The 19,527-nt window shown below is 72.2% G+C and carries 18 protein-coding genes; 8 read left to right on the forward strand and 10 right to left on the reverse strand.

Features of this window, described 5'->3' with window-relative positions; genetic code table 11:
* Positions 1-119: 119 nt before the first annotated feature.
* The gene (locus AB0K34_RS20095; protein WP_138632810.1) at positions 120-701 is read left to right on the forward strand and encodes a YceI family protein; all 582 of its coding nucleotides are present in this window, start codon (positions 120-122) and stop codon (positions 699-701) included.
* Positions 702-709: 8 nt separating this feature from the next.
* On the opposite strand, the gene AB0K34_RS20100 is transcribed toward AB0K34_RS20095, so the two are convergent.
* Together AB0K34_RS20100 and AB0K34_RS20105 are read right to left on the reverse strand one after the other, a co-directional pair.
* Positions 710-1,396, reverse strand: a complete 687-nt coding sequence (locus AB0K34_RS20100) for an HAD family hydrolase (RefSeq protein ID WP_364550214.1) — start codon at positions 1,394-1,396, stop codon at positions 710-712.
* Positions 1,393-2,007 (reverse strand): TetR family transcriptional regulator, encoded by a 615-nt coding sequence (locus AB0K34_RS20105; protein ID WP_364550215.1) that lies wholly within the window; start codon positions 2,005-2,007, stop codon positions 1,393-1,395. The genes AB0K34_RS20100 and AB0K34_RS20105 overlap by 4 nt, the downstream gene beginning before the upstream one ends.
* 84 nt (positions 2,008-2,091) lie before the next feature.
* On the opposite strand from AB0K34_RS20105, the gene AB0K34_RS20110 reads away from it, so the two are divergent.
* Complete coding sequence (locus tag AB0K34_RS20110; protein WP_364550217.1) at positions 2,092-2,904, forward strand: SDR family oxidoreductase; 813 nt, start codon at positions 2,092-2,094, stop codon at positions 2,902-2,904.
* Between the two features lie 135 nt (positions 2,905-3,039).
* On the opposite strand, the gene AB0K34_RS20115 is transcribed toward AB0K34_RS20110, so the two are convergent.
* Complete coding sequence (locus AB0K34_RS20115; protein WP_364550219.1) at positions 3,040-4,872, reverse strand: glycosyl hydrolase family 18 protein; 1,833 nt, start codon at positions 4,870-4,872, stop codon at positions 3,040-3,042.
* A 192-nt stretch (positions 4,873-5,064) separates the two neighbouring features.
* On the reverse strand, positions 5,065-5,580 hold the full coding sequence (locus AB0K34_RS20120) for a MarR family winged helix-turn-helix transcriptional regulator (protein WP_364550221.1): 516 nt from the start codon (positions 5,578-5,580) through the stop codon (positions 5,065-5,067).
* 62 nt (positions 5,581-5,642) lie between these two features.
* On the opposite strand from AB0K34_RS20120, the gene AB0K34_RS20125 reads away from it, so the two are divergent.
* Complete coding sequence (locus AB0K34_RS20125) at positions 5,643-6,059, forward strand: cupin domain-containing protein (RefSeq protein ID WP_364550223.1); 417 nt, start codon at positions 5,643-5,645, stop codon at positions 6,057-6,059.
* Between the two features lie 19 nt (positions 6,060-6,078).
* On the opposite strand, the gene AB0K34_RS20130 is transcribed toward AB0K34_RS20125, so the two are convergent.
* Positions 6,079-6,723 carry a response regulator transcription factor gene (locus AB0K34_RS20130; protein WP_138632831.1) on the reverse strand — a complete coding sequence of 215 codons (645 nt, stop codon included), beginning with the start codon at positions 6,721-6,723 and terminating at the stop codon, positions 6,079-6,081.
* A complete protein-coding gene (locus AB0K34_RS20135; RefSeq protein WP_364550225.1) occupies positions 6,675-7,982 on the reverse strand; it encodes a sensor domain-containing protein in 1,308 nt (435 codons plus the stop codon). Before AB0K34_RS20135 ends, AB0K34_RS20130 begins: the two co-directional genes overlap by 49 nt.
* A gap of 265 nt (positions 7,983-8,247) precedes the next feature.
* On the opposite strand from AB0K34_RS20135, the gene AB0K34_RS20140 reads away from it, so the two are divergent.
* Positions 8,248-10,749, forward strand: coding sequence for a Tex family protein (locus AB0K34_RS20140; protein WP_364550227.1), 2,502 nt, complete (start codon positions 8,248-8,250; stop codon positions 10,747-10,749).
* Positions 10,750-10,835: 86 nt separating this feature from the next.
* Here the strand turns inward: AB0K34_RS20140 and AB0K34_RS20145 are convergent, their stop codons facing one another.
* Positions 10,836-12,047, reverse strand: coding sequence for a hypothetical protein (locus AB0K34_RS20145; protein WP_364550229.1), 1,212 nt, complete (start codon positions 12,045-12,047; stop codon positions 10,836-10,838).
* 228 nt (positions 12,048-12,275) lie between these two features.
* Between AB0K34_RS20145 and tig the strand changes: the two genes are divergently transcribed.
* The 4 genes from tig to clpX all read left to right on the forward strand — a co-directional run bounded on the left by tig (position 12,276) and on the right by clpX (position 16,832).
* Positions 12,276-13,751, forward strand: coding sequence for a trigger factor (gene tig / locus AB0K34_RS20150; RefSeq protein ID WP_138640821.1), 1,476 nt, complete (start codon positions 12,276-12,278; stop codon positions 13,749-13,751).
* A gap of 288 nt (positions 13,752-14,039) precedes the next feature.
* Positions 14,040-14,672, forward strand: coding sequence for an ATP-dependent Clp protease proteolytic subunit (locus tag AB0K34_RS20155; RefSeq protein ID WP_138640823.1), 633 nt, complete (start codon positions 14,040-14,042; stop codon positions 14,670-14,672).
* 85 nt (positions 14,673-14,757) lie between these two features.
* Positions 14,758-15,384, forward strand: a complete 627-nt coding sequence (locus AB0K34_RS20160) for an ATP-dependent Clp protease proteolytic subunit (RefSeq protein WP_171069384.1) — start codon at positions 14,758-14,760, stop codon at positions 15,382-15,384.
* A gap of 173 nt (positions 15,385-15,557) precedes the next feature.
* Positions 15,558-16,832: an ATP-dependent Clp protease ATP-binding subunit ClpX gene (gene clpX, locus AB0K34_RS20165; RefSeq protein WP_138640819.1), complete on the forward strand. Its 1,275-nt coding sequence runs from the start codon at positions 15,558-15,560 to the stop codon at positions 16,830-16,832.
* Between the two features lie 185 nt (positions 16,833-17,017).
* Here clpX and AB0K34_RS20170 read toward each other — a convergent pair whose 3' ends face one another.
* The 3 genes from AB0K34_RS20170 to AB0K34_RS20180 form a co-directional block, all read right to left on the reverse strand.
* Complete coding sequence (locus tag AB0K34_RS20170; protein ID WP_301178154.1) at positions 17,018-17,674, reverse strand: response regulator transcription factor; 657 nt, start codon at positions 17,672-17,674, stop codon at positions 17,018-17,020.
* Positions 17,675-18,475 carry a sensor histidine kinase gene (locus AB0K34_RS20175; protein WP_138640817.1) on the reverse strand — a complete coding sequence of 267 codons (801 nt, stop codon included), beginning with the start codon at positions 18,473-18,475 and terminating at the stop codon, positions 17,675-17,677.
* A gap of 154 nt (positions 18,476-18,629) precedes the next feature.
* Complete coding sequence (locus tag AB0K34_RS20180) at positions 18,630-19,295, reverse strand: hypothetical protein (protein WP_301178039.1); 666 nt, start codon at positions 19,293-19,295, stop codon at positions 18,630-18,632.
* Positions 19,296-19,527 lie beyond the last annotated feature (232 nt).

The raw sequence follows: 19,527 nt of genomic DNA on the forward strand, positions 1-19,527 counted from the left end.
TTCCCTCCAGGTTACCGGGGCAGAAAAAAGTGCCTTCTTGTGCCGACCGCGGGGGTCTCCGCACTATGGGAGCGGTTACCGATCGGAACCGCCTTACCATTCATAACCTAGGAGACACCATGACCGCCGAGCTTGTCGAGGTCCCCGGCTACGTCGCCGGCACCTGGGCCATCGACCCCCTCCACTCCGGCGTCGGCTTCACGATCAGGCACCTGATGGTCAGCAAGGTCCGCGGCCGGTTCGGGACGTTCGAGGGGACGATCGTGACCGGCGACGACCCGCTGGACTCGTCGGTGACCGCGACCATCGACCTGTCCTCCGTCGACACCGGCAACGCCACGCGGGACGAGCACGTCCGGTCCGCCGACTTCCTGGACGTCGCGAAGTACCCCGCGATGACCTACCGCTCCACCGGGGTGCGGCGGGACGGCGACGGCTTCGTCCTGGACGGCGAGCTGACGCTGCGCGGCCTGACCCGGCAGGTCCCGCTGCGCTTGGAGATCGAGGGGTTCGGCCCCGACCCGTTCCGGGAGGACGACCCGTTCAAGGGCGCCCGCGCAGGGTTCACCGCGACGGGCGAGATCAGCCGCCTGGAGTTCGGGGTCGGCGACACCGCCAAGGTCCCGGGCGGCGGCGGCCTCGGGCTGGGGGAGAAGGTCCAGATCATCCTGGAGATCGAGGCCGTCCTGCAGACGGGCTGACCCCGGCGTCAGCGGCCGGCGAGCAGCCGGGGCAGCTCCTTCAGCGTCGTGATGCGCGGGACGGACGGCTCGCCCGGCGCGGGGCCGCCGGCGCGGTCGAGCCACACGCCCGTGAGCCCGGCCGCGGCGGCGCCCTGCGCGTCCGTGACGAGCCGGTCCCCGACGTAGGCGGCGCACTCCGGGGGGACGCCGAGGCCCGCGCAGGCCGTCCGGAAGATCGCGGGGTCCGGCTTGGCGGAGCCGGCCTCGCTGGACGCCACGACGTACGGCAGGACGTCCGCCAGGCCGATCGCGCCGATCTTCCGGCGCTGCTGCGCGGCGTCCCCGTTCGTGATCACGCCGAGCCGCAGGCCGCGCGCCGCCAGGACGTCCAGGACGCGCCGGGCCTCGGGGAACGGGCGCCACGCCGCCTCGTACAGCGCCACGTACCGGGCGATCCACGCGTCGGCGCGGGCGTCGTCCCAGTCGCCGAGCCCGAGTTCCGGGGCGAGCCGGAGGATCCGGGCGCGGCGCTGGCCAGGGAAGTCCAGCTCGCCCGCCAGGTACCGGTCGACGGCCTCCTCGGTCAGCTCGTGCCAGCGCCGGACGAGCCACTCCTCGTCCACGTCCGGGAACAGGCGGGCGACCGCCTCGCCCGCCGCGCCCTCGTGGTCGAGGAGCGTCTCGTCGAGGTCGAACAGCACCGCGCTGATCATCGCGCGGACCCGGCCCCGCCGGACCCGTGCGCTTCGGCGAGGACGCGGGCGGCCTCCAGGACCGCCGCGCGGCGGCGCGCCAGGGCGGCGGCCTCGTCGTCCTCGTCCAGGATCAGTCGCCGCAACTGCGGGACGGCGAAGTTCCACGCGATGAGGCCGAAGACGGTGAACATCAGGTCCCTGACCTCCGGCGATCCGGCGCCCGGCTCCGCGCTGCCGCCGGCGGCGCCGGCGAAGCGGTCGGCCTTCCGCCGGAACGCCTCGCGCCGCTCGTCCTCGCCCTGGACCTCGCCCCGCGTTTCCAGGGCCTCCCAGAGCAGGAGCCTGATCAGCTCCGGATGCTCCTGGTACCAGTCGAAGAGCCGGCCCACCGACTCGGTCAGGCGGGCGGGGTCGATCTCGGTCGTCTTCCCGATCTCCTCCATCGCGGCCCGCACCACGGCGCCGAACAGCTTCTCCTTGCTGCCGAAGTAGAGGTAGATGGCCTGCTTGTTGGCCCGCGCCTCGGTGGCGATGCGCTCGATCCGGGCGCCCGCGAGCCCGCGCGCGGCGAACTCGGCGGCGGCGGCCTCGAAGATCCGCCGGCGGGTCGCCTCGGCGTCGTAGCCCATGGCCGTAATTAAACCATCCGGTTGACTTGGGCCCGCCCACGGGATCACACTAAAACAACCGGATGGTTTATTTAGGAGGGTCCCATGGCCACGACCGCCGCACCCGCACCGGCGCCCGTCCCCGTCCGCTCGCCGCGCCCGTCGAGCCTGGCCGGACGGACGGCGGTGGTCCTCGGCGGCAGCTCGGGCATCGGCCTGGCCGCCGCCGGGCTGCTCGCCTCGGTCGGCGCGCGCATCCTGCTCGTCGGCCGCGACGAGGAGCGGCTGGGGTCCGCCGTCGCCCGCGTGACCGCCGCCGGAACCGGCGCCCCCGCCGAGGTGCACGGGATGCCCGCCGATGTCACCGACGACCACGCGATCGAGGAGGTGTTCGCACGGGCCGGCGCCGTCGACCACGTCCTGATGACGGCCGGGCGCCCCGCGGGAATCGGCCCGGTCACCGAACTCGGCCGGGCCGCCGCGCGGGACGCCGTCGCGGCTCCGGTGGGGGCGGTCCTCGACATCGTGCGCGCCGCCGTCCCCCGTATGGAGCCGGGCGGCTCGATCACGCTCAGCTCGGGCATCCTCGTGGCCCGCCCGCGTCCGGGCATGGCCGCGCCGGTCGCGGCGGCCGGCGCCGTCGAGACGCTCGCCCGCGCGCTGGCCGTCGAGCTGGCACCGGCCCGGCTGCGGGCCAACGCGGTCCGCTACGGCGCCATCGACACGCCCCTGCTGCGCAGCCGCTACGGAGCCGACGGCGCGGAGGGCGACGCGGCGATCGCCGAGGCGGGCGCCGCCATGCCGCTCGGACGGTTCGGGACGGCCGAGGAGGCCGCCTCCGCCGCCGTGTTCCTGATGGCCAACCCCTACATGAGCGGCGAGGTCCTCACGGTGGACGGCGGCCAGTCCCTCGCCTGAACCAGGCGACCGCCCGAGAAAAGGGGCGGGCCCCCGACCGGCGTCCGTCTGGTCGGGGGCCCGGATGTCTCGGCCTGCTGAGGGGCTGGGAGTACCCCTTCCTGCGAACAGCTCAGCCGAGACGGCTCATCGCGCTCAGCCGAGTCCGCCGCGCATCGCGGCGATCAGCTCGCCGTTCGCGGTGTCGCCGCTGAGCTCCCAGAAGAAGGCGCCCGCCAGGCCCTGGTCCTTGGCGAAGGACATCTTCCCCCGGATGGTGGACGGGGTGTCGTAGCTCCACCACTCGCTGCCGCACTTGGCGTAGGCGGTGCCGGCGACGGTGCCGGTGGCGGGGCACTTGCCCTTGAGGACCTTGTAGTCCTCGATGCCGGCCTCGTAGGTGCCGGGCGCGGCGCCGGTGGCGGTGCCGCCGGGCTCGGACTGGGTGACGCCCGTCCAGCCGCGGCCGTAGAAGCCGATGCCGAGCAGCAGCTTGCTCGCCGGGACGCCCTTGGCCCGGAGCTTGGCGATGGTGTCGGTGGAGTTGAACCCGGCGTGCGGGATGCCCGGGTAGGACGTGAGCGGCGAGTGCGGCGCCGTCGGCCCCTTGGCGTCCCAGGCGCCGAAGTAGTCGTAGGTCATCGGGTTGTACCAGTCGACGTACTGGGCGGCGCCCGCGTAGTCGGTCACGTCCATCTTGCCGCCGTCACTGGCGTCGGCGGTGATCGCGGCCGTCACGAGGTTGCCGGAGCCGAACTTGGCCCGCACCGCGCTCATCAGCTTCTTGAACGCGTCCGGCCCGCTGGTGTCGCAGGTCAGCCCGCAGGCGTTCGGGTACTCCCAGTCGATGTCGATGCCGTCGAACACGTCGGCCCAGCGCGGGTCCTCGACCAGGTTGTAGCAGGACTCGGCGAACGCGGCCGGGTTCTGCGCGGCCTGGGTGAAGCCGCCGGACCACGTCCAGCCGCCGAACGACCAGAGGATCTTCAGGTTCGGGTGCAGCTTCTTCAGCTTGCGGAGCTGGTTGAAGCTGCCGCGCAGCGGCTGGTCCCAGGTGTCGGCGACGCCGTCGACGCTCTGGTCGGCGGTGTAGGCCTTCTCGTAGTCGGCGTAGGAGTCGCCGATCGCGCACCGGCCGCCGGTGACGTTGCCGAACGCGTAGTTGATGTGGGTCAGCTTGTCGGCGGAGCCGCTCGTCTGGATGTTCTTGACGTGGTAGTTCCGCTGGTAGACGCCCCACTCGGCGAAGTAGCCGATGACCTTGTCGCCGGCGCCGGGGTTGCCGCCGCCGCCGTCGTCGGTGGTGACCGACACGGAGGCCGAGGCGGGGGAGGTGTTCCCGGCGGCGTCCGTGGCCTTGACGCTGAAGGTGTAGGCGGTCTTGGCGGACAACCCGCCGACGGTGGTGCTCGTGCCGGTCGTCGAGGCGGCCTTGGTGTTGCCGTTGTAGACGTCGTAGCCCTTCACGCCGACGTTGTCGGTCGAGGCGGTCCAGGACAGCGTCACGCTGGTGGCGGTCTTGCCGGTGACCGTGAGGCCGGACGGGGCGGTCGGGGCCTCGGTGTCGTCGCCGGGGTTGCCCGAGCCGTCGCAGGACGCGCCGTTGACCGTGCAGTTGGTGAACCACCCGGAGCCGCTGCCGCCGAACCCGAAGCTGGCGGTGGCGCCGGCCGCGATCGTGCCGTTCCAGCCCGCGTTGGTGAAGGTGTAGTGGTTCCCGGAGACGGTCTTGGTCGCGTTCCACACGTTGCCGATGGACGTCCCGGACGGCAGGTCCGCTTCGAGTTTCCAGCCGGTGACGGCGGCGCCGCTCCCGTTGGTGATGGTGCAGGTCCCGTCGAAGCCGGTGCCCCAGTCGGAACCCTTCTTGCAGGTGGCGGTGACGGTCCCCGCCGACGACGCCGGTGGCGCCGTGAGCAGGGCGGTGGCCACCGCCAGTGTCGCTGCGCCGGCGAGCGCGATGGCCCGCCGTCCGCCCGGTCTTGACATGATTCTCCGTTCGGTCCGGCCCCCGAATCAAACAGGAATCCCCGCTCAACTCTTAGGAAAGTTTCCTAAGAATTGGGAGGATGGTAACCGGGCGGAACGGCGCGTTCAAGGGCCTGCGGCAACCCCGCGGGCCCCGCCGCGAGTGGTCTAAGCGACTGCCTGGACCCGTACGGTCACCGACCGCGAAAAAGTTCAGCCGGATCCGAACCAGCCCGGCATGTCGAGCCGCCACAGCTCGGCGGGGGTCATGCGGCGCAGGTCGTGCTCCAGGGCCCGGACGCGGTCCGCGCCGAGCGTCCGGACCCAGTCGGCCCGGATCCGCTCGAAGGCCAGCGCGGAGCGGTCGAGCGAGTCGATCCCGCGCGCGGTCAGCCGGACGATCTTGCGCCGGGCGTCCCGCGGGTCGGTGCCGCGCTCGACGTACCCGGCGCGCTCCAGCGACGTGACCATCTTGCCCGCGGCCTGCTTGGACACCCCGAGGCGGTGGCCGAGCTCCACGGCCGTCGTGCCGTCCGGGCCGATGGCCTGGAAGACGAAGCCGTGCATCGGGCGCAGCTCGGGATGCCCCTCGCGCGCCAGTTCGGCGTGCACCTCGTCGACGATCACGCGGAAGGCGAGGAAGAGCCGCAGCGGAAGCTCGAAGCCGGGCGCGTCCGGGGGCCCGCCGCCGCGTGCCGCACCGTCAGGTGCCGTGCCGTCGCTTGACATGAAAGACAACCTCGTTGACTATATGGACAACCATGTTGTCCAAACCTAGGGGATCAGGACCCGTGACGCTCATCCGCAACGCCGACGGCCGCCGCACCGAGACGCCGAACGGCACCATGACCACGTTCGCGACGCCCACCCAGGGCGGCACCGAGGGCATCGCCGTCTGGCGCGTCGACATGCTCCCCGGCAGGACCGGCCCGCTGCACGCCTTCGACACCGAGCAGGTGTGGACGTTCCTGGACGGCGCCGCGACCATCGACCTCGACGGCCGCACGATGGAGGCCGGGCCGGGCGACACCATCGTGCTCGCGGCCGACGTGCCCCGGCAGATGGCGACCGGCGACACCGGCTTCACCGCGGTCGTCGCCGCCCACGCCGGCTGCCTCGCCTACGACCCCGACGAGCTGGTGGACGACACCAAGTGCGCGATCGCCCCCCAGGGCGCCGAGCGGATCGTCCCGCCGTGGGCCCGGTAGCCCGCGCCGAGGGGAAGGCTCAGGCGCCCAGGTAGGCGAGGACGGCCAGCACCCGGCGGTTGTCGTCCTCGGACGGCGGCAGCCCGAGCTTGCCGAAGATGCTGTTGGTGTGCTTGCTGATCGCCTTCTCGGTGACGAACAGCTTCGCCGCGATGGCGGCGTTCGAGCGCCCCTCCGCCATCAGCCCGAGCACCTCGCGCTCGCGCGGAGTCAGCCGCTGCAGCGGCTCCTCGCGGGCGTGCCGGGTGAGCAGCTGCGCCACCACGTCCGGGTCGAGGGCGGTGCCGCCGTCCGCGACCCGGCGCACCGCCTCCACGAACACCTTGACGTCGGACACGCGGTCCTTCAGCAGGTAGCCGATGCCGCCGCTGCTGTCGGACAGCAGCTCCCGCGCGTACAGCTGCTCCACGTGCTGCGACAGCACCAGCACCGGCAGGCCGGGGATCTCCTTGCGGGCCTCCAGCGCCGCCCGCAGCCCCTCGTCGGTGAACGTCGGCGGGAGCCGGACGTCCACCACCGCGACGTCCGGGCGGTGCGCGGTCAGCGCCCGCAGCAGCGACGGCCCGTTGTCCACCGCCTCGACGACCTCGAAGCCGAACGCGCCGAGCAGGCGGATCAGCCCGTCCCGGAGGAGGGCGAGATCTTCGGCGATGACAACGCGCACGGCAGCTCCATGGTGACGACGGTCGGCCCGCCGGGCGGGCTCGTCACCGCCATCGTCCCATCGAACGCCGCGAGCCTGCGCTCGATACCGCGCATCCCGCTGCCGGCGGCGGGGTCGGCGCCGCCCGTCCCGTCGTCCCCGACGATCATCAGCAGCCGGCCGCCGGAGTGCTCGACCTGGATCCAGGCCCGCCGCGCGGCGGAGTGCTTGACGACGTTGGCGAGCATCTCCGCGACCGCGAAGTACGCCGCCGACTCGACCGGCGCGTCGGCCCGCCCCGGCAGGTCGACGTGGACGTCCACGGGCAGCGGCAGGGTCAGCGCCAGCGCCCGCACCGCCCCGTCCAGGCCGCGCTCGGCCAGCACCGGCGGGTGGATGCCGCGCACCAGGTCGCGCAGCTCCGTCAGCGCCGTCCCGCTCGCCTCCCGCGCCTCGGCGAGCAGTTGCTGCGCGGTCTCCGGGTCGTGCTTCATCATCTCCTCGGCGAGGCCGATGTTCATGCTCAGCGCGACCAGCCGGGCCTGCGCGCCGTCGTGCAGGTCCCGCTCGATGCGGCGCAGTTCGGCGGCCGAGGCGTCCACCGTCTCCGCCCGCGTCTCGGTCAGCCGCCGCACGCGCTCGGCCAGCGCGCTCCGCGTCGGCGCCAGCAGCGACCGGCTGAACTGCGCGTGCGCCTTCAGGATCGCCCCGCCCGCCGGAACCGACAGCACCAGCAGAAGGGCGCCGCCGACGGCCGTCCCCACGTACCCGACCACGCCGAAGTCGTCGAGCATCCAGAACGGGCCCCAGCCGTAGTTCGTCAGCAGCGCGACCCACCACGCCAAGAACACGCCCTCAAGCCCGTACACCGTCATGCCCCCGGCCAGCACCCCGAGCACGAGCGCGACCGGCACGTTCAGCAGCGACCACAGCAGATCCCGCCACGTCGCCGGATCGCCGAGCACCCACTTCAAGCGCCCGATCGGACCGGACGCCCCGGCCGGCTCCGGCCGGTACGGCTCCGGGATCGACACGCCCTGCCAGTCCGCGGCCAGGGTCCGCTGCAGGTTCGCCACCGCCCGGATCGCCAGCAGCACCGCCGGCGCCAGCACGATCCCCACCCCCAGCGGGATGAAGGCGATCGCCAGCACGGCGAGGATGAACAGCGGGAGGTTCACCGCGTAGGCCAGGACGATCTGGACCACCGAGCGGAGGACGTTGAGGAACGTCCCCCGGGCGATCTCGCTCATCCGGTCGATGAGGCGCTTCCTGCCGTCCACCCGTCCTCCAAGGGATCCGAGGTCCTGGGGCAGCCCGCCGCGCCGGGCTCCCGGTCCCACCATTGTGTCGCCGGACGCCCCGCCGCCCAGTGGGCCTAAGCCCCCGAACCGGGGCGGATCATGGGGGAGTTAGCCCTACCCTCTGGCGGAGTGAGCGGGACGGCCGGTCGCCGACCGGTCCGTCATTCGAGCGGTGACAAGACAACCGGCCCCGTTCCCTGGACAATGCACAGGCGACACCCAGGGGAGAAAGCGAATCCAAGCTGTGACAGCGACCATCAGCCAGACGTCCACCGGCCAGACCACGCCGACCATCACCCAGCGCATCGCCGAGGAGATCGGCGTCCGCGAGGGGCAGGTGCGGGTCGCGGTGGACCTGCTCGACGGCGGGGCGACCGTCCCGTTCATCGCCCGGTACCGCAAGGAGGCCACCGGAACGCTCGACGACGCGCAGCTCCGCGCCGTGGAGGAGCGGCTGCGCTACCTGCGCGAGCTGGACGAGCGGCGCGCCGCCATCCTGGAGTCGGTCGAGTCGCAGGGCAAGCTCACCGACGAGCTCCGCGCCCAGATCATGGCCGCCGAGTCCAAGGCGCGGCTGGAGGACATCTACCTCCCGTACAAGCCCAAGCGGCGCACCAAGGCGCAGATCGCCCGCGAGGCCGGCCTCGAACCGCTCGCCGAGACGCTGCTGGGCGACCCGTCCCGCGACCCGCACGCCGAGGCCGCCGGCTACGTCGACGCCGAGAAGGGCGTCGCGGACGAGGCCGCCGCGCTGGAGGGCGCCCGCGCGATCCTCGTCGAGCGCTTCGCCGAGGACGCCGACCTCATCGGCGCGCTCCGCGAGCGCATGTGGAACCAGGGCCGGATGGTCTCCCGGGTCCGCGAGGGCAAGGAGGAGAGCGGCGCCAAGTTCTCCGACTACTTCGAGTTCGCCGAGCCGTTCGCCAAGCTGCCCTCGCACCGCGTCCTCGCGCTGTTCCGCGGCGAGAAGGAAGAGGTCCTCGACCTCGACCTGGAGCCCGAGGAGGCCGACGACTCCGCGCCGCGCAGCTCCTACGAGGCGGAGATCGCGCGCCGGTTCCAGATCTCCGACCAGGGCCGCCCCGGCGACCCGTGGCTGGCCGACGCCGTCCGCTGGGCCTGGCGCACCCGGATCCTCGTCCACCTCGGCATCGACCTGCGCACCCGGCTGCGGCAGGAGGCCGAGGACGAGGCGGTCCGCGTGTTCGCCGCCAACCTGCGCGACCTGCTGCTCGCCGCGCCCGCCGGCACCCGCGCCACCATGGGCCTGGACCCGGGCCTGCGCACCGGCGTCAAGGTCGCCGTCGTGGACGCCACCGGCAAGGTCGTCGCGACCGACACCATCTACCCGCACGAGCCGCGCCGCAAGTGGGACGAGTCGATCGAGACGCTCGCGCGGCTCGCCCGCGAGCACAAGGTCGACCTCGTCTCGATCGGCAACGGCACCGCGTCCCGGGAGACCGACAAGCTCGCCGCCGAGCTGATCGCCCGGCACCCCGACCTCGGGCTCACCAAGATCATGGTGTCGGAGGCGGGCGCGTCGGTGTACTCGGCGTCGGAGTACGCGGGCCGCGAGCTGCCCGGCATGGACGTCTCGCTGCGCGGCGCGGTGTCCATCGCCCGCCGGCTGCAGGACCCGCTCGCCGAGCTGGTCAAGATCGACCCCAAGTCGATCGGCGTCGGCCAGTACCAGCACGACGTCTCCGAGGTGAAGCTGTCCCGCTCCCTGGACGCCGTCGTCGAGGACTGCGTGAACGCCGTCGGGGTGGACGTCAACACCGCGTCCGCGCCGCTGCTCACCCGCGTGTCCGGCATCGGCGAGGGCCTCGCGGAGAACATCGTCGCGCACCGCGACGCCAACGGGCCGTTCCGCAGCCGCGCCGGGCTGAAGGAGGTGCCCCGCCTCGGGCCGAAGGCGTTCGAGCAGTGCGCGGGCTTCCTGCGCATCCCCGGCGGCGACGACCCGCTGGACGCCTCCAGCGTGCACCCGGAGGCGTACCCCGTCGTCCGCCGGATCCTGGACGCGGCCGGCGATGACATCAAGGGCCTCATCGGCAACACCGCCGCGCTGCGCGCGCTCAAGCCCGGCGACTTCGTCGACGACACGTTCGGGCTGCCGACCGTCACCGACATCCTCGCCGAGCTGGAGAAGCCCGGCCGCGACCCGCGCCCGGCGTTCAAGACCGCCGTGTTCAAGGAGGGCGTCGACAAGCTCTCCGACCTCGAACCCGGGATGCTGCTGGAGGGCGTCGTCACCAACGTCGCCGCGTTCGGCGCGTTCGTCGACGTCGGCGTCCACCAGGACGGGCTCGTGCACATCTCCGCGATGTCCGACAAGTTCGTCGAGGACCCGCGCGACGTCGCCAAGCCCGGCGACATCGTCCGCGTGAAAGTCCTGGACGTCGACCTGCAGCGCAAGCGCATCTCGCTCACCCTCCGCCTGGACGACGAGCCCGGTGGCGGCAAGTCCAGTGGTGGCAAGCAGGGCGGCGCCAAGCAGGGCGGCGGCGCCAAGCAGGGCGGCGGGCGCCAGGGCGGCCCGCGGCAGGGCCGGGAGCAGCAGCGCGACGGCGGCGGGCGGCAGAACCGCGGCGGCCAGAACCAGCGCGGCGGCGGGCGCGGCGGGCAGGGCCGCGGCGGTCAGAACCAGCGCGGCGGCCAGGGAGGCGGCGGCGCCATGGCCGACGCCCTCCGCCGGGCCGGCCTCGACAAGGGCCTCCCGGGCGGCGACTCCAAGCGCCGCTGAGACGAACCGGTCCCCGGCCTCTCAGCGGAGGCCGGGGACCGTCGCGTCCGGAACAGGCCGCCCACCGGCGCGGGCGGGCCGGGGGCTCACTCGTTGAAGCCGCGCCAGCGCCCGTCCGACCCGGTCTCGGTCGGGCTCTGCGGACGGATCGGCCGGCGCGGCGGCGCTCCCTCCCGCGAGGGTCCTTCCTGTGGGGCCTGCGCCTCCGGCCGCTCGTATCCCTCCGGCGGGTTGTACGGGCCCTGGCCGAGCGGGTCCTGCGCGTAGGGGGAGCGCGGCGGCGGCACCGGAGCCCCGTACACCTCGCCGAGCCGCGGCCCGCCCAGCACCGGCCCGCCCAGCACCGGGCCGCCGACCGCCGCCCCGCCGAACGGGTCGCGCGCGGCGGCCGCGTCCTCCCGGGCCGCGGCCCCGCCGGACGCCCCGTCCGGCTCCTCCTCGACCGGCCGGTGCCGGGGGAACTGCAGGACGGCGACCGCGCCCAGCGCCAGCGCGCCGAGCCGCATCGCCGAGCGGGCGGCGTCCTGCGGCCACGGCTCCCCGTACATGAACGAGCCCATCGCCAGCAGGTAGGACTTGGCGGCGACCGTCATGACCGTCGCCACGATCGAGACCCGGCAGCGCTGGAACGCCGTCACCATGATCCCGAACCCGATGCCGGCCGCCACCACCGTCAGGTACGGCCACGGCGTCGCGAGGATGTCGGCTCCGGCGGCGTGCGGGTCGTCGCTCCACCCCTTGATCGCCAGCTCGGCGGTGCCGACCGGGAAGCCGGCGCTGAGCCCGTAGGCGATGCCGGTGACCGGGCGGGCGTGCCGGCCGTCCGGCCGGTAGTCGCCGAGGACCAGGATCAGCACGGGCACCGCCACCGCCGGGGCCACCACGACCGCGATCTTCCACAGCGGGGCGTCCGCCGAGCCGATCGGCTCGTCCCCGCTCAGGGACGCGGTCAGCAGCAGGATCGCCGCGCCGGTCAGCAGCAGGCTCAGCCACTCGCGCGCGGTGAGCCGCTCGCCGAAGAACACGAGCGCGATCAGCAGCAGCGGGACGATGCCGGACATGAAGATCGGCACGGCGGTGGACAGCGGCAGGTTCCGGAGGGCGATGATCTGCAGGGTGAGCCCGCCGAGCACGACCGAGAGCGCGATCAGGAAGATCCAGTTGCTCACGATCGTCCAGATCATGTGCGGGATGCGGTTGCCCCGCAGCGCGGGCATCCGGTCCGCCGCCAGCTTGAACACGGCGAACCCGAGGTAGTAGAGACCGGTCGCACTGAAGGCCGCGGCTATCCCGTTCATCCCGGACGAGTATGGAGGTTCGGGGCACGTATGTCACTGCCTGTGCGGCATCGTTGACAGGTGTTCGCCGGTGTTGCGGGCCTCCGATGTCCGCAGCCGGCGCCGTGACCCCATACACTTGAGCGCGCGAAGGCGCGGAGCCGGCTTTCGGCGTGGCCGCGCCCCTCGAGTTGAGCACGCGTCGAACGCCGCGGCCGAGACAGCGCCCGATCAAGGAGACCAACCCCAGTGAAGACCGATGTCGAGGAGCTGACCCCCACCCGGGTCAAGCTCACCGTCGAGGTTCCGTTCGACGAGCTCAAGCCGAACCTCGACAAGGCGTACAAGGAGATCTCGCAACAGGTGCGGATCAAGGGCTTCCGGCCCGGCAAGGTCCCCGCCCCGCTGATCGACAAGTACGTCGGCCGGGGTGCGGTCCTGCAGGAGGCCGTCAACGACGCCCTTCCGGAGCTGTACGGCCGCGCCGTCGAGGAGACCGAGATCTTCGTGCTCGGCCAGCCCGACGTCGAGGTGACCGAGCTGGACGACGGCACCCAGTTCGCGTTCACCGCCGAGGTCGACATCCGGCCGAAGTTCGAGGTGCCCGACTACGACGGCCTCGAGGTCGTGGTGGACGACGCCGAGGTCACCGACGAGCAGGTCGAGGAGACCCTCGGCAACCTGCGCGAGCGGTTCGCCTCCCTCACCAATGCCGAGCGCGCCGCCGAGGAGGGCGACTTCGCCTCCATCGACCTGGTCGCCCGCATCGACGGCGAGGAGATCGAGGACGCCTCCACCACCGGCTACTCCTACGAGGTCGGCAGCAACTCGGCCATCGAGGGGCTGGACGAGGCGCTGACCGGCCTGGCCGCCGGCGAGGACGCGACGTTCACCGGCACCCTGGTCGGCGGCGAGCACGCCGGCGAGGAGGCCGAGATCACCGTCACCGTGCAGAGCGTCAAGGTGAAGAACCTGCCCGACCTGGACGACGAGTTCGCCCAGCTCGCCAGCGAGTTCGACACCATCGAGGAGCTGCGCGAGGACGTCCGGACCCGGCTCGGCCGGCAGGTGAAGCTGCAGCAGCTGTCCGAGGCGCGCGACAAGGCCCTCGAGGCGCTGCTGGAGAAGGTCGACATCCCGCTTCCCGAGAAGGTCGTGGAAGAGGAGATCGGCCGCCGCAACCAGCAGCTGGAGCAGCAGCTCCAGATGGCCGGCATGACCAAGGAGGACTACCTCAAGGACGAGGAGAAGTCCGCCGAGGAGTTCGACGCCGAGGTCGCCGACGCCGCCCGCCTCGCGGTCAAGGGCGGGTTCGTCCTCGACCAGCTCGCCGTCCAGGAGGAGCTGGGCGTCGAGAACGAGGAGCTGAGCGAGTACGTCGTCACGCAGGCGATGCAGATGGGCGTGCAGCCGCAGCAGCTCGCCGAGTACCTGACGCAGAACAACCAGCTTCCGGCGATCGTCTCCGAGGTGCTGCGCAGCAAGGCGCTGAACCTCGTCGTCGAGCACGTCACCGTCAAGGACGAGTCGGGCAACGAGATCGACGTCGAGGCCGTGCAGCGCGAGCTGAACGGCGAGACGGGCGAAACAGTCCAGGCCGCGGAGGAGGGCGAGGACGCCGCCGCCGCGGAGGAGGCGCCCGCGGAGACCGCTGAGGCCGCCGCTGAGGAGGCCCCGGCCACCGAGGCGCAGGACGAGAAGGACGCCAAGGACAAGGACGCCTGAGGCTTCTGACGGCTTCGCCCCGCTCCGGGGCGGCCGCACGCCTCCGGGACGTCCCCGGCGCATCGCGGACACGCCCCGCACCCGACCACCGGGTGCGGGGCGTGTCCCGTTCCGGCCGGGGACGGGGCGCCGCGTTGGCGAAGATCGTCCGGAACGCGCGGGACATCCGGCCGCACGCGGGTACGCCCCTGGCGAAAAGGCGGCCCCCCGGGCTTAAGCGGGCCCGGGAGCGCGTTAATGTCCAAGCATCCGAACCGATTAAAAGGACCGGAGGAACACCCGGTGAGCATGCCTCCGACTTTCGACGAGTCGTCGCGGATCCAGGCACGGGTCGCCGAGGCGCCCCTGCTGCCTCTGGGCGACCAGCTGTTCCAGCGGCTGCTGCGCGAGCGCATCGTCTTCCTCGGCCAGCAGGTCGACGACGACATCGCCAACCGCATCTGCGCCGAGCTCCTGCTGCTGTCGGCCGAGGACGGCCGCCGCGACATCACGCTCTACATCAACTCGCCAGGTGGCTCCGTCACCGCCGGCATGGCGATCTACGACATCATGCAGTACGTCCCGAACGACATCGTCACGGTGGGCATGGGCCTCGCCGCGTCGATGGGGCAGTTCCTGCTGTGCGCCGGCACCCGCGGCAAGCGCTACGCCCTGCCGCACGCGCGGATCATGATGCACCAGCCGTCCGGCGGCATCGGCGGCACGGCCTCCGACATCAAGATCCAGGCCGAGCAGATGCTCTACGTGAAGAAGACGCTCGCCGAGAAGATCGCCGTGCACACGGGCCAGGCGCTCGACCAGATCGAGCGCGACTCCGACCGGGACCGCTGGTTCACCGCCGACGAGGCGAAGGACTACGGGTTCGTCGACCACGTGGTGCTCAGTGCCACCCAGGTGCCCTCCGAGGGCACCGTCTCCTGACGACCTGACCACTGATCGGAGGCCCACCATGAGCGACCTGTACCGTCCCGGTTTCGCCGATATCGTCCGGCCGGGCGCCGGCCCGATGCCGGTCGACAACCGCTACATCATTCCGTCGTTCGTCGAGCGCACCACGTACGGGGTCAAGGAGATGAACCCGTACAACAAGCTGTTCGAGGAGCGCATCATCTTCCTCGGCGTGCAGATCGACGACGCCTCCGCGAACGACGTGATGGCCCAGCTGATCACGCTGGAGTCCATCGACCCGGACCGCGACATCAGCATCTACATCAACTCGCCGGGCGGGTCCTTCACCGCCATGACGGCGATCTACGACACGATGCAGTTCGTCAAGCCGGACATCCAGACGGTCTGCATCGGGCAGGCCGCCTCGGCCGCCGCGGTGCTGCTCGCCGCCGGCACGCCCGGCAAGCGGGCCGCGCTGCCCAACTCGCGGATACTGATCCACCAGCCCGCGACCGAGGGCACCTACGGGCAGTCGAGCGACATAGAGATCCAGGCGCGCGAGATCATGCGGATCCGCGAGCTGCTGGAGAGCATCCTGGCCGAGCACAGCGGCCGGAGCATCGACGAAGTGCGCCACGACATCGAGCGCGACAAGATCCTGACGGCGGACGAGGCCAAGGACTACGGCCTCATCGACGACGTCTTCGCCAGCAGGAAGCGGAAAGCCGAGGTAGTGTCGTCCTGAGACGGCACAAGGACGGGAGAGTCCCCGAGCCCGGGCGCCACACTTCCGGGCGAGGGGCTTTCCAAGTCCGTCGGAGGCGGTAACGTCGAGTCCAACGTCGAGAGCCTTCGGGACGCAACCGAGCTGCGCCGCATCCTCCAAGGCGGGCGGCCCCACGAAAAGGAGACAGTTGGGTGGCACGCATCGGCGACGGTGGTGACCTGCTCAAGTGCTCGTTCTGCGGGAAGAGCCAGAAGCAGGTCAAGAAGCTCATCGCGGGTCCGGGCGTGTACATCTGCGACGAGTGCATCGATCTCTGCAACGAGATCATCGAGGAGGAGCTCTCCGAGACCTCCGACCTCAAGTGGGACAACCTGCCCAAGCCGCGGGAGATCTACGAGTTCCTCGACTCCTACGTGATCGGGCAGGAGACGGCGAAGAAGGCGCTCTCCGTCGCCGTCTACAACCACTACAAGCGAATCCAGTCGGGTGACAGCGGCAGAGACGACCCGGTCGAGATCGGCAAGTCGAACATCCTGCTGCTCGGCCCCACCGGATCCGGCAAGACGCTACTCGCGCAGACGCTCGCCAAACTCCTCAACGTCCCGTTCGCGATCGCGGACGCAACGGCGCTGACGGAGGCCGGATACGTCGGGGAGGACGTCGAGAACATCCTCCTCAAACTGATCCAGGCGGCCGACTACGACGTGAAGAAGGCCGAGACCGGGATCATCTACATCGACGAGGTCGACAAGGTCGCGCGCAAGAGCGAGAACCCGTCGATCACCCGGGACGTCTCGGGTGAGGGCGTCCAGCAGGCGCTGCTGAAGATCCTGGAGGGCACCACCGCGAGCGTCCCGCCGCAGGGCGGCCGCAAGCACCCGCACCAGGAGTTCATCCAGATCGACACCACGAACGTGCTGTTCATCTGCGGTGGCGCCTTCGCCGGGCTGGAGAAGATCGTCGAATCCCGGGTCGGCAAGCAGGGCATGGGGTTCGGCGCGCAGATCCGCTCCAAGTCCGACTTCGAGGAGTCGTCGGCCGTGCTCGGCGACGTGATGCCGGAGGACCTGCTGAAGTTCGGGATGATCCCCGAGTTCATCGGCCGGCTCCCGGTGATCACCTCCGTGCACAACCTCGACCGCGAGGCCCTGATCAACATCCTCACCGAGCCGAAGAACGCGCTGGTGCGCCAGTACCACCGCCTCTTCGAGCTCGACGGGGTCGACCTGGAGTTCACCGACGACGCCCTGGAGGCGATCGCCGACCAGGCCATCCTGCGCGGCACCGGCGCCCGCGGCCTGCGCGCCATCATGGAGGAGGTCCTCCTCTCCGTGATGTACGAGGTCCCGAGCCGGCAGGACGTCGCCCGCGTCGTGATCACCCGGGAGGCCGTGCTGGAGCACGTCAACCCGACCCTCGTCCCGCGCGACCGCCCCAAGCGCGAACCGCGCGAGAAGAGCGCGTAGGGCGAGCGAGAGAAGCCCAGGAACGCCTCCGGTCACACCGACCGGGGGCGTTCCGCCTTTCCGGGGGCGACGGCCCGGACCCGGACGCACGAACACCGGAGGCAGGGGCACCGGAGGCGCGGACGCTCGGGCGGCCGTGCCTTGGAATGCGGCGGGGCGCGGACGACTCGGCCCGGCGCGGGGGTTCAGCGGGGGGCGGACTCGCCGAGCCCGGCCTCGCGGGCGAGGACGATGGCCTGGGCGCGGTCGGCGACGTGCAGCTTCATGAAGATGTTCGAGACGTGGTTGCGGACGGTCTTCTGGCTGAGGAAGAGCGTCGCGGCGATCTCGGCGTTGCTGCGGGCCTGCGCGATCAGTTCGAGGACCTCCCGCTCCCGCTCGGTCAGCTGCGGGAACGCGGCCTGCCGCGGGTCGGGCATGTCGGTGAAGTAGGTGAGCACGCGGCGCGCGATCTCCGGGCCGTAGATGGCCTCGCCCGCCGCGACCGCCCGGACGGCGCGCGCGATCTCCTCGGCGCCCGACTCCTTCAGCAGGTAGCCGCGGGCGCCGGCGCGCATCGCCGCGAACACCGAGTCGTCGTCGCGGAACATGGTGAGCACCAGGACGCCGATGCGCGGGCTCGTGCGGGTGATGGTGCGGGTGGCCTCGATGCCGTTGCCGCCGGGCATGTGCAGGTCCATCACGACGACGTCGGGCTGCAGTTCGGCCGCCATCCGCACGGCCTCGGGCCCGTTCTCGGCCTCGCCGACGACCTCGACGCCCAGCGCCTGCAGGAGGCCCTTCAGGCCCTGCCGGAACACCGGGTGGTCGTCGGTGATGAGGACCCGGATGGTCTCCGACATCTACGCCCGCTTTCTCCCGACCGAGGGACGTTGATGATACCCGGCGGCGGTCTCCGCGGCGCCGAGCGGCAGCCGGACCGCGACGAGGGTGCCGCCGCCGCTGCGGGAGGTGATCTCGCAGCTGCCGCCGACCTCGGCGGCCCACTCCCGCATCGCGGCGAGGCCCCGCGCGGGCCGCGGCCGGCCGCCGCCGCGCGCGGCGTCGGTCAGCCCGGGCCCGCTGTCGGCCACCACCAGGTGCAGGTCGGTGTCGCGCTTCAGCCGGACGGACGCGCAGCTCGCCGGCGCGTGCAGCCGGACGTTCGTCAGCGCCTCCTGCGCGATCCGGTACGCGGCCACCTCCACCGCGGCGGGCAGCCCGGCGGGCTCGCCGTCGAACCGGACGTCGACCCGCTCGCAGCAGCCGTCGGCGAACGACTCGATGGCGGCGACGAGGCCGAGGTCGTCCAGCGCGGGCGGGCGCAGCCCGTGCGCGAGGTCGCGGATCTCGCCGACGGCGCTGGCCAGCCGGTCCCGGACGTCGGCGAGCAGCGGGTCGGCCCGCTCCGGCTCGCAGGCGAGCGTGATGCGGGCGGCGTCCAGCGACATGGCGAGGCTGGCGAGGGTCGGCCCGAGCCCGTCGTGCAGGTCGTGCCGCAGCCGCCGCCGCTCCTCCTCCCGGCTGGCGAGGATCCGCTCCCGGGAGCGCTGCAGGTCCGCGGTGAGCCGGCGGAGGTGAGGGATGGTCGCGGCACGTGCCGCCACGGCCCCCGCTGTGAACGCGCCGGCCAGCACGGCGGCGCGTGCCAGTACCGCTCGCATCCCGTCCCTCTCTCTCCGCCCGGTGTCGCGGACCTCAGGGCACCACCTTTTCGGGCGGGGCGACCCGGTGTCAGGTGACCTGTGTCCCGACCTCGGCGGGAAAACGCTCTCAGCCGGACGGACGGGGAGGCGGCCCGCTCCTCCGCGCCCGCGCTCAGTCCTCCACGTCCGCGCGGATGCGGCGCATGACGCTCGGAAGGTCGATGCTCTCGGACGGCTCGCCGATCTGCATGACGATGCCCATGGTGGTCCTGGTGGACCAGGACGCCATGTAGCCGGTGGTGTTCCGCGTCCCTGCGGAGGTGATGATCGAGACCTGGATGGTGGTGGACAGGCCGACGCCGTCACCGCCCGCGTCCGACAGCTTCACCGTGCTGGGCGAGTAGACCGTGTTGTCGATGCCGGTGAAAGCGCTGCTGACGGCGCCGTTGAAGTCCTGCTCCGGGTACTTCAGCCGGTGGTCGCCGGTGCCCCCGACGAACAGGTACTTCTCCTTGCCGAGGCCGTACACCGCGCTGACGGTCCGGTGGACCTTGTAGTCGCTCGCGTCGCTGAGGATCCGGCTCAACCGGTTCACGGCGTCGTCGGCCTTGGCCTCGGTGGCGGTGTCGCGGCTCATGCCGCCGGCCGACGACGGCGCGGTCAGCGTGTGGGACGTCTGCTGCAGGTAGATGCCGTACCCGCCCGCGCACAGCAGGAGGAACACGACGAAGCCCCCGATCAGGCAGCCGAGGGCCTTGCCGCCGCCCCCGCGGCGCCGCGGCGGCCCGTAGGGCGCCCCCGGGAAGGGCCCGCCGGGCGGCACCGGCCCACCGGGCATGGGTGCACCGGGCATGGGCGGGCCGGGGGGAACGCCGCCGCCGGGCGGCACCGGGGCGCCGGGAGGCGGGGGGACGGGGCCGCCGGGTGCGGGCGGGCCCTGGTGCGGCGGGGGGATGGGCTGACCTTGAGGGGCGCCGCCGGGCGGGGGAGGGGGGTTCCAACCGCTCAACTTGAGTCCTTTCCAGGAGCCGGAACGGCGAGGCGGCTCGGCGGGGTGCTCGCCGGTGCCG

The sequence above is a fragment of the Actinomadura sp. NPDC049382 genome (genome assembly GCF_040677125.1).
Lineage (GTDB): Bacteria > Actinomycetota > Actinomycetes > Streptosporangiales > Streptosporangiaceae > Spirillospora > Spirillospora geliboluensis.

Coding starts and splice junctions, on each gene's coding strand:
- AB0K34_RS20095 (WP_138632810.1), top strand. CDS start 120: ATGACCGCCGAGCTTGTCGAGGTCCCCGGCTACGTCGCCGGCACCTGG.
- AB0K34_RS20100 (WP_364550214.1), bottom strand. CDS start 1,396: ATGATCAGCGCGGTGCTGTTCGACCTCGACGAGACGCTCCTCGACCAC.
- AB0K34_RS20105 (WP_364550215.1), bottom strand. CDS start 2,007: ATGGGCTACGACGCCGAGGCGACCCGCCGGCGGATCTTCGAGGCCGCC.
- AB0K34_RS20110 (WP_364550217.1), top strand. CDS start 2,092: ATGGCCACGACCGCCGCACCCGCACCGGCGCCCGTCCCCGTCCGCTCG.
- AB0K34_RS20115 (WP_364550219.1), bottom strand. CDS start 4,872: ATGTCAAGACCGGGCGGACGGCGGGCCATCGCGCTCGCCGGCGCAGCG.
- AB0K34_RS20120 (WP_364550221.1), bottom strand. CDS start 5,580: ATGTCAAGCGACGGCACGGCACCTGACGGTGCGGCACGCGGCGGCGGG.
- AB0K34_RS20145 (WP_364550229.1), bottom strand. CDS start 12,047: ATGAACGGGATAGCCGCGGCCTTCAGTGCGACCGGTCTCTACTACCTC.
- AB0K34_RS20155 (WP_138640823.1), top strand. CDS start 14,040: ATGCCTCCGACTTTCGACGAGTCGTCGCGGATCCAGGCACGGGTCGCC.
- AB0K34_RS20160 (WP_171069384.1), top strand. CDS start 14,758: ATGCCGGTCGACAACCGCTACATCATTCCGTCGTTCGTCGAGCGCACC.
- AB0K34_RS20170 (WP_301178154.1), bottom strand. CDS start 17,674: ATGTCGGAGACCATCCGGGTCCTCATCACCGACGACCACCCGGTGTTC.
- AB0K34_RS20175 (WP_138640817.1), bottom strand. CDS start 18,475: ATGCGAGCGGTACTGGCACGCGCCGCCGTGCTGGCCGGCGCGTTCACA.
- AB0K34_RS20180 (WP_301178039.1), bottom strand. CDS start 19,295: ATGCCCGGTGGGCCGGTGCCGCCCGGCGGGCCCTTCCCGGGGGCGCCC.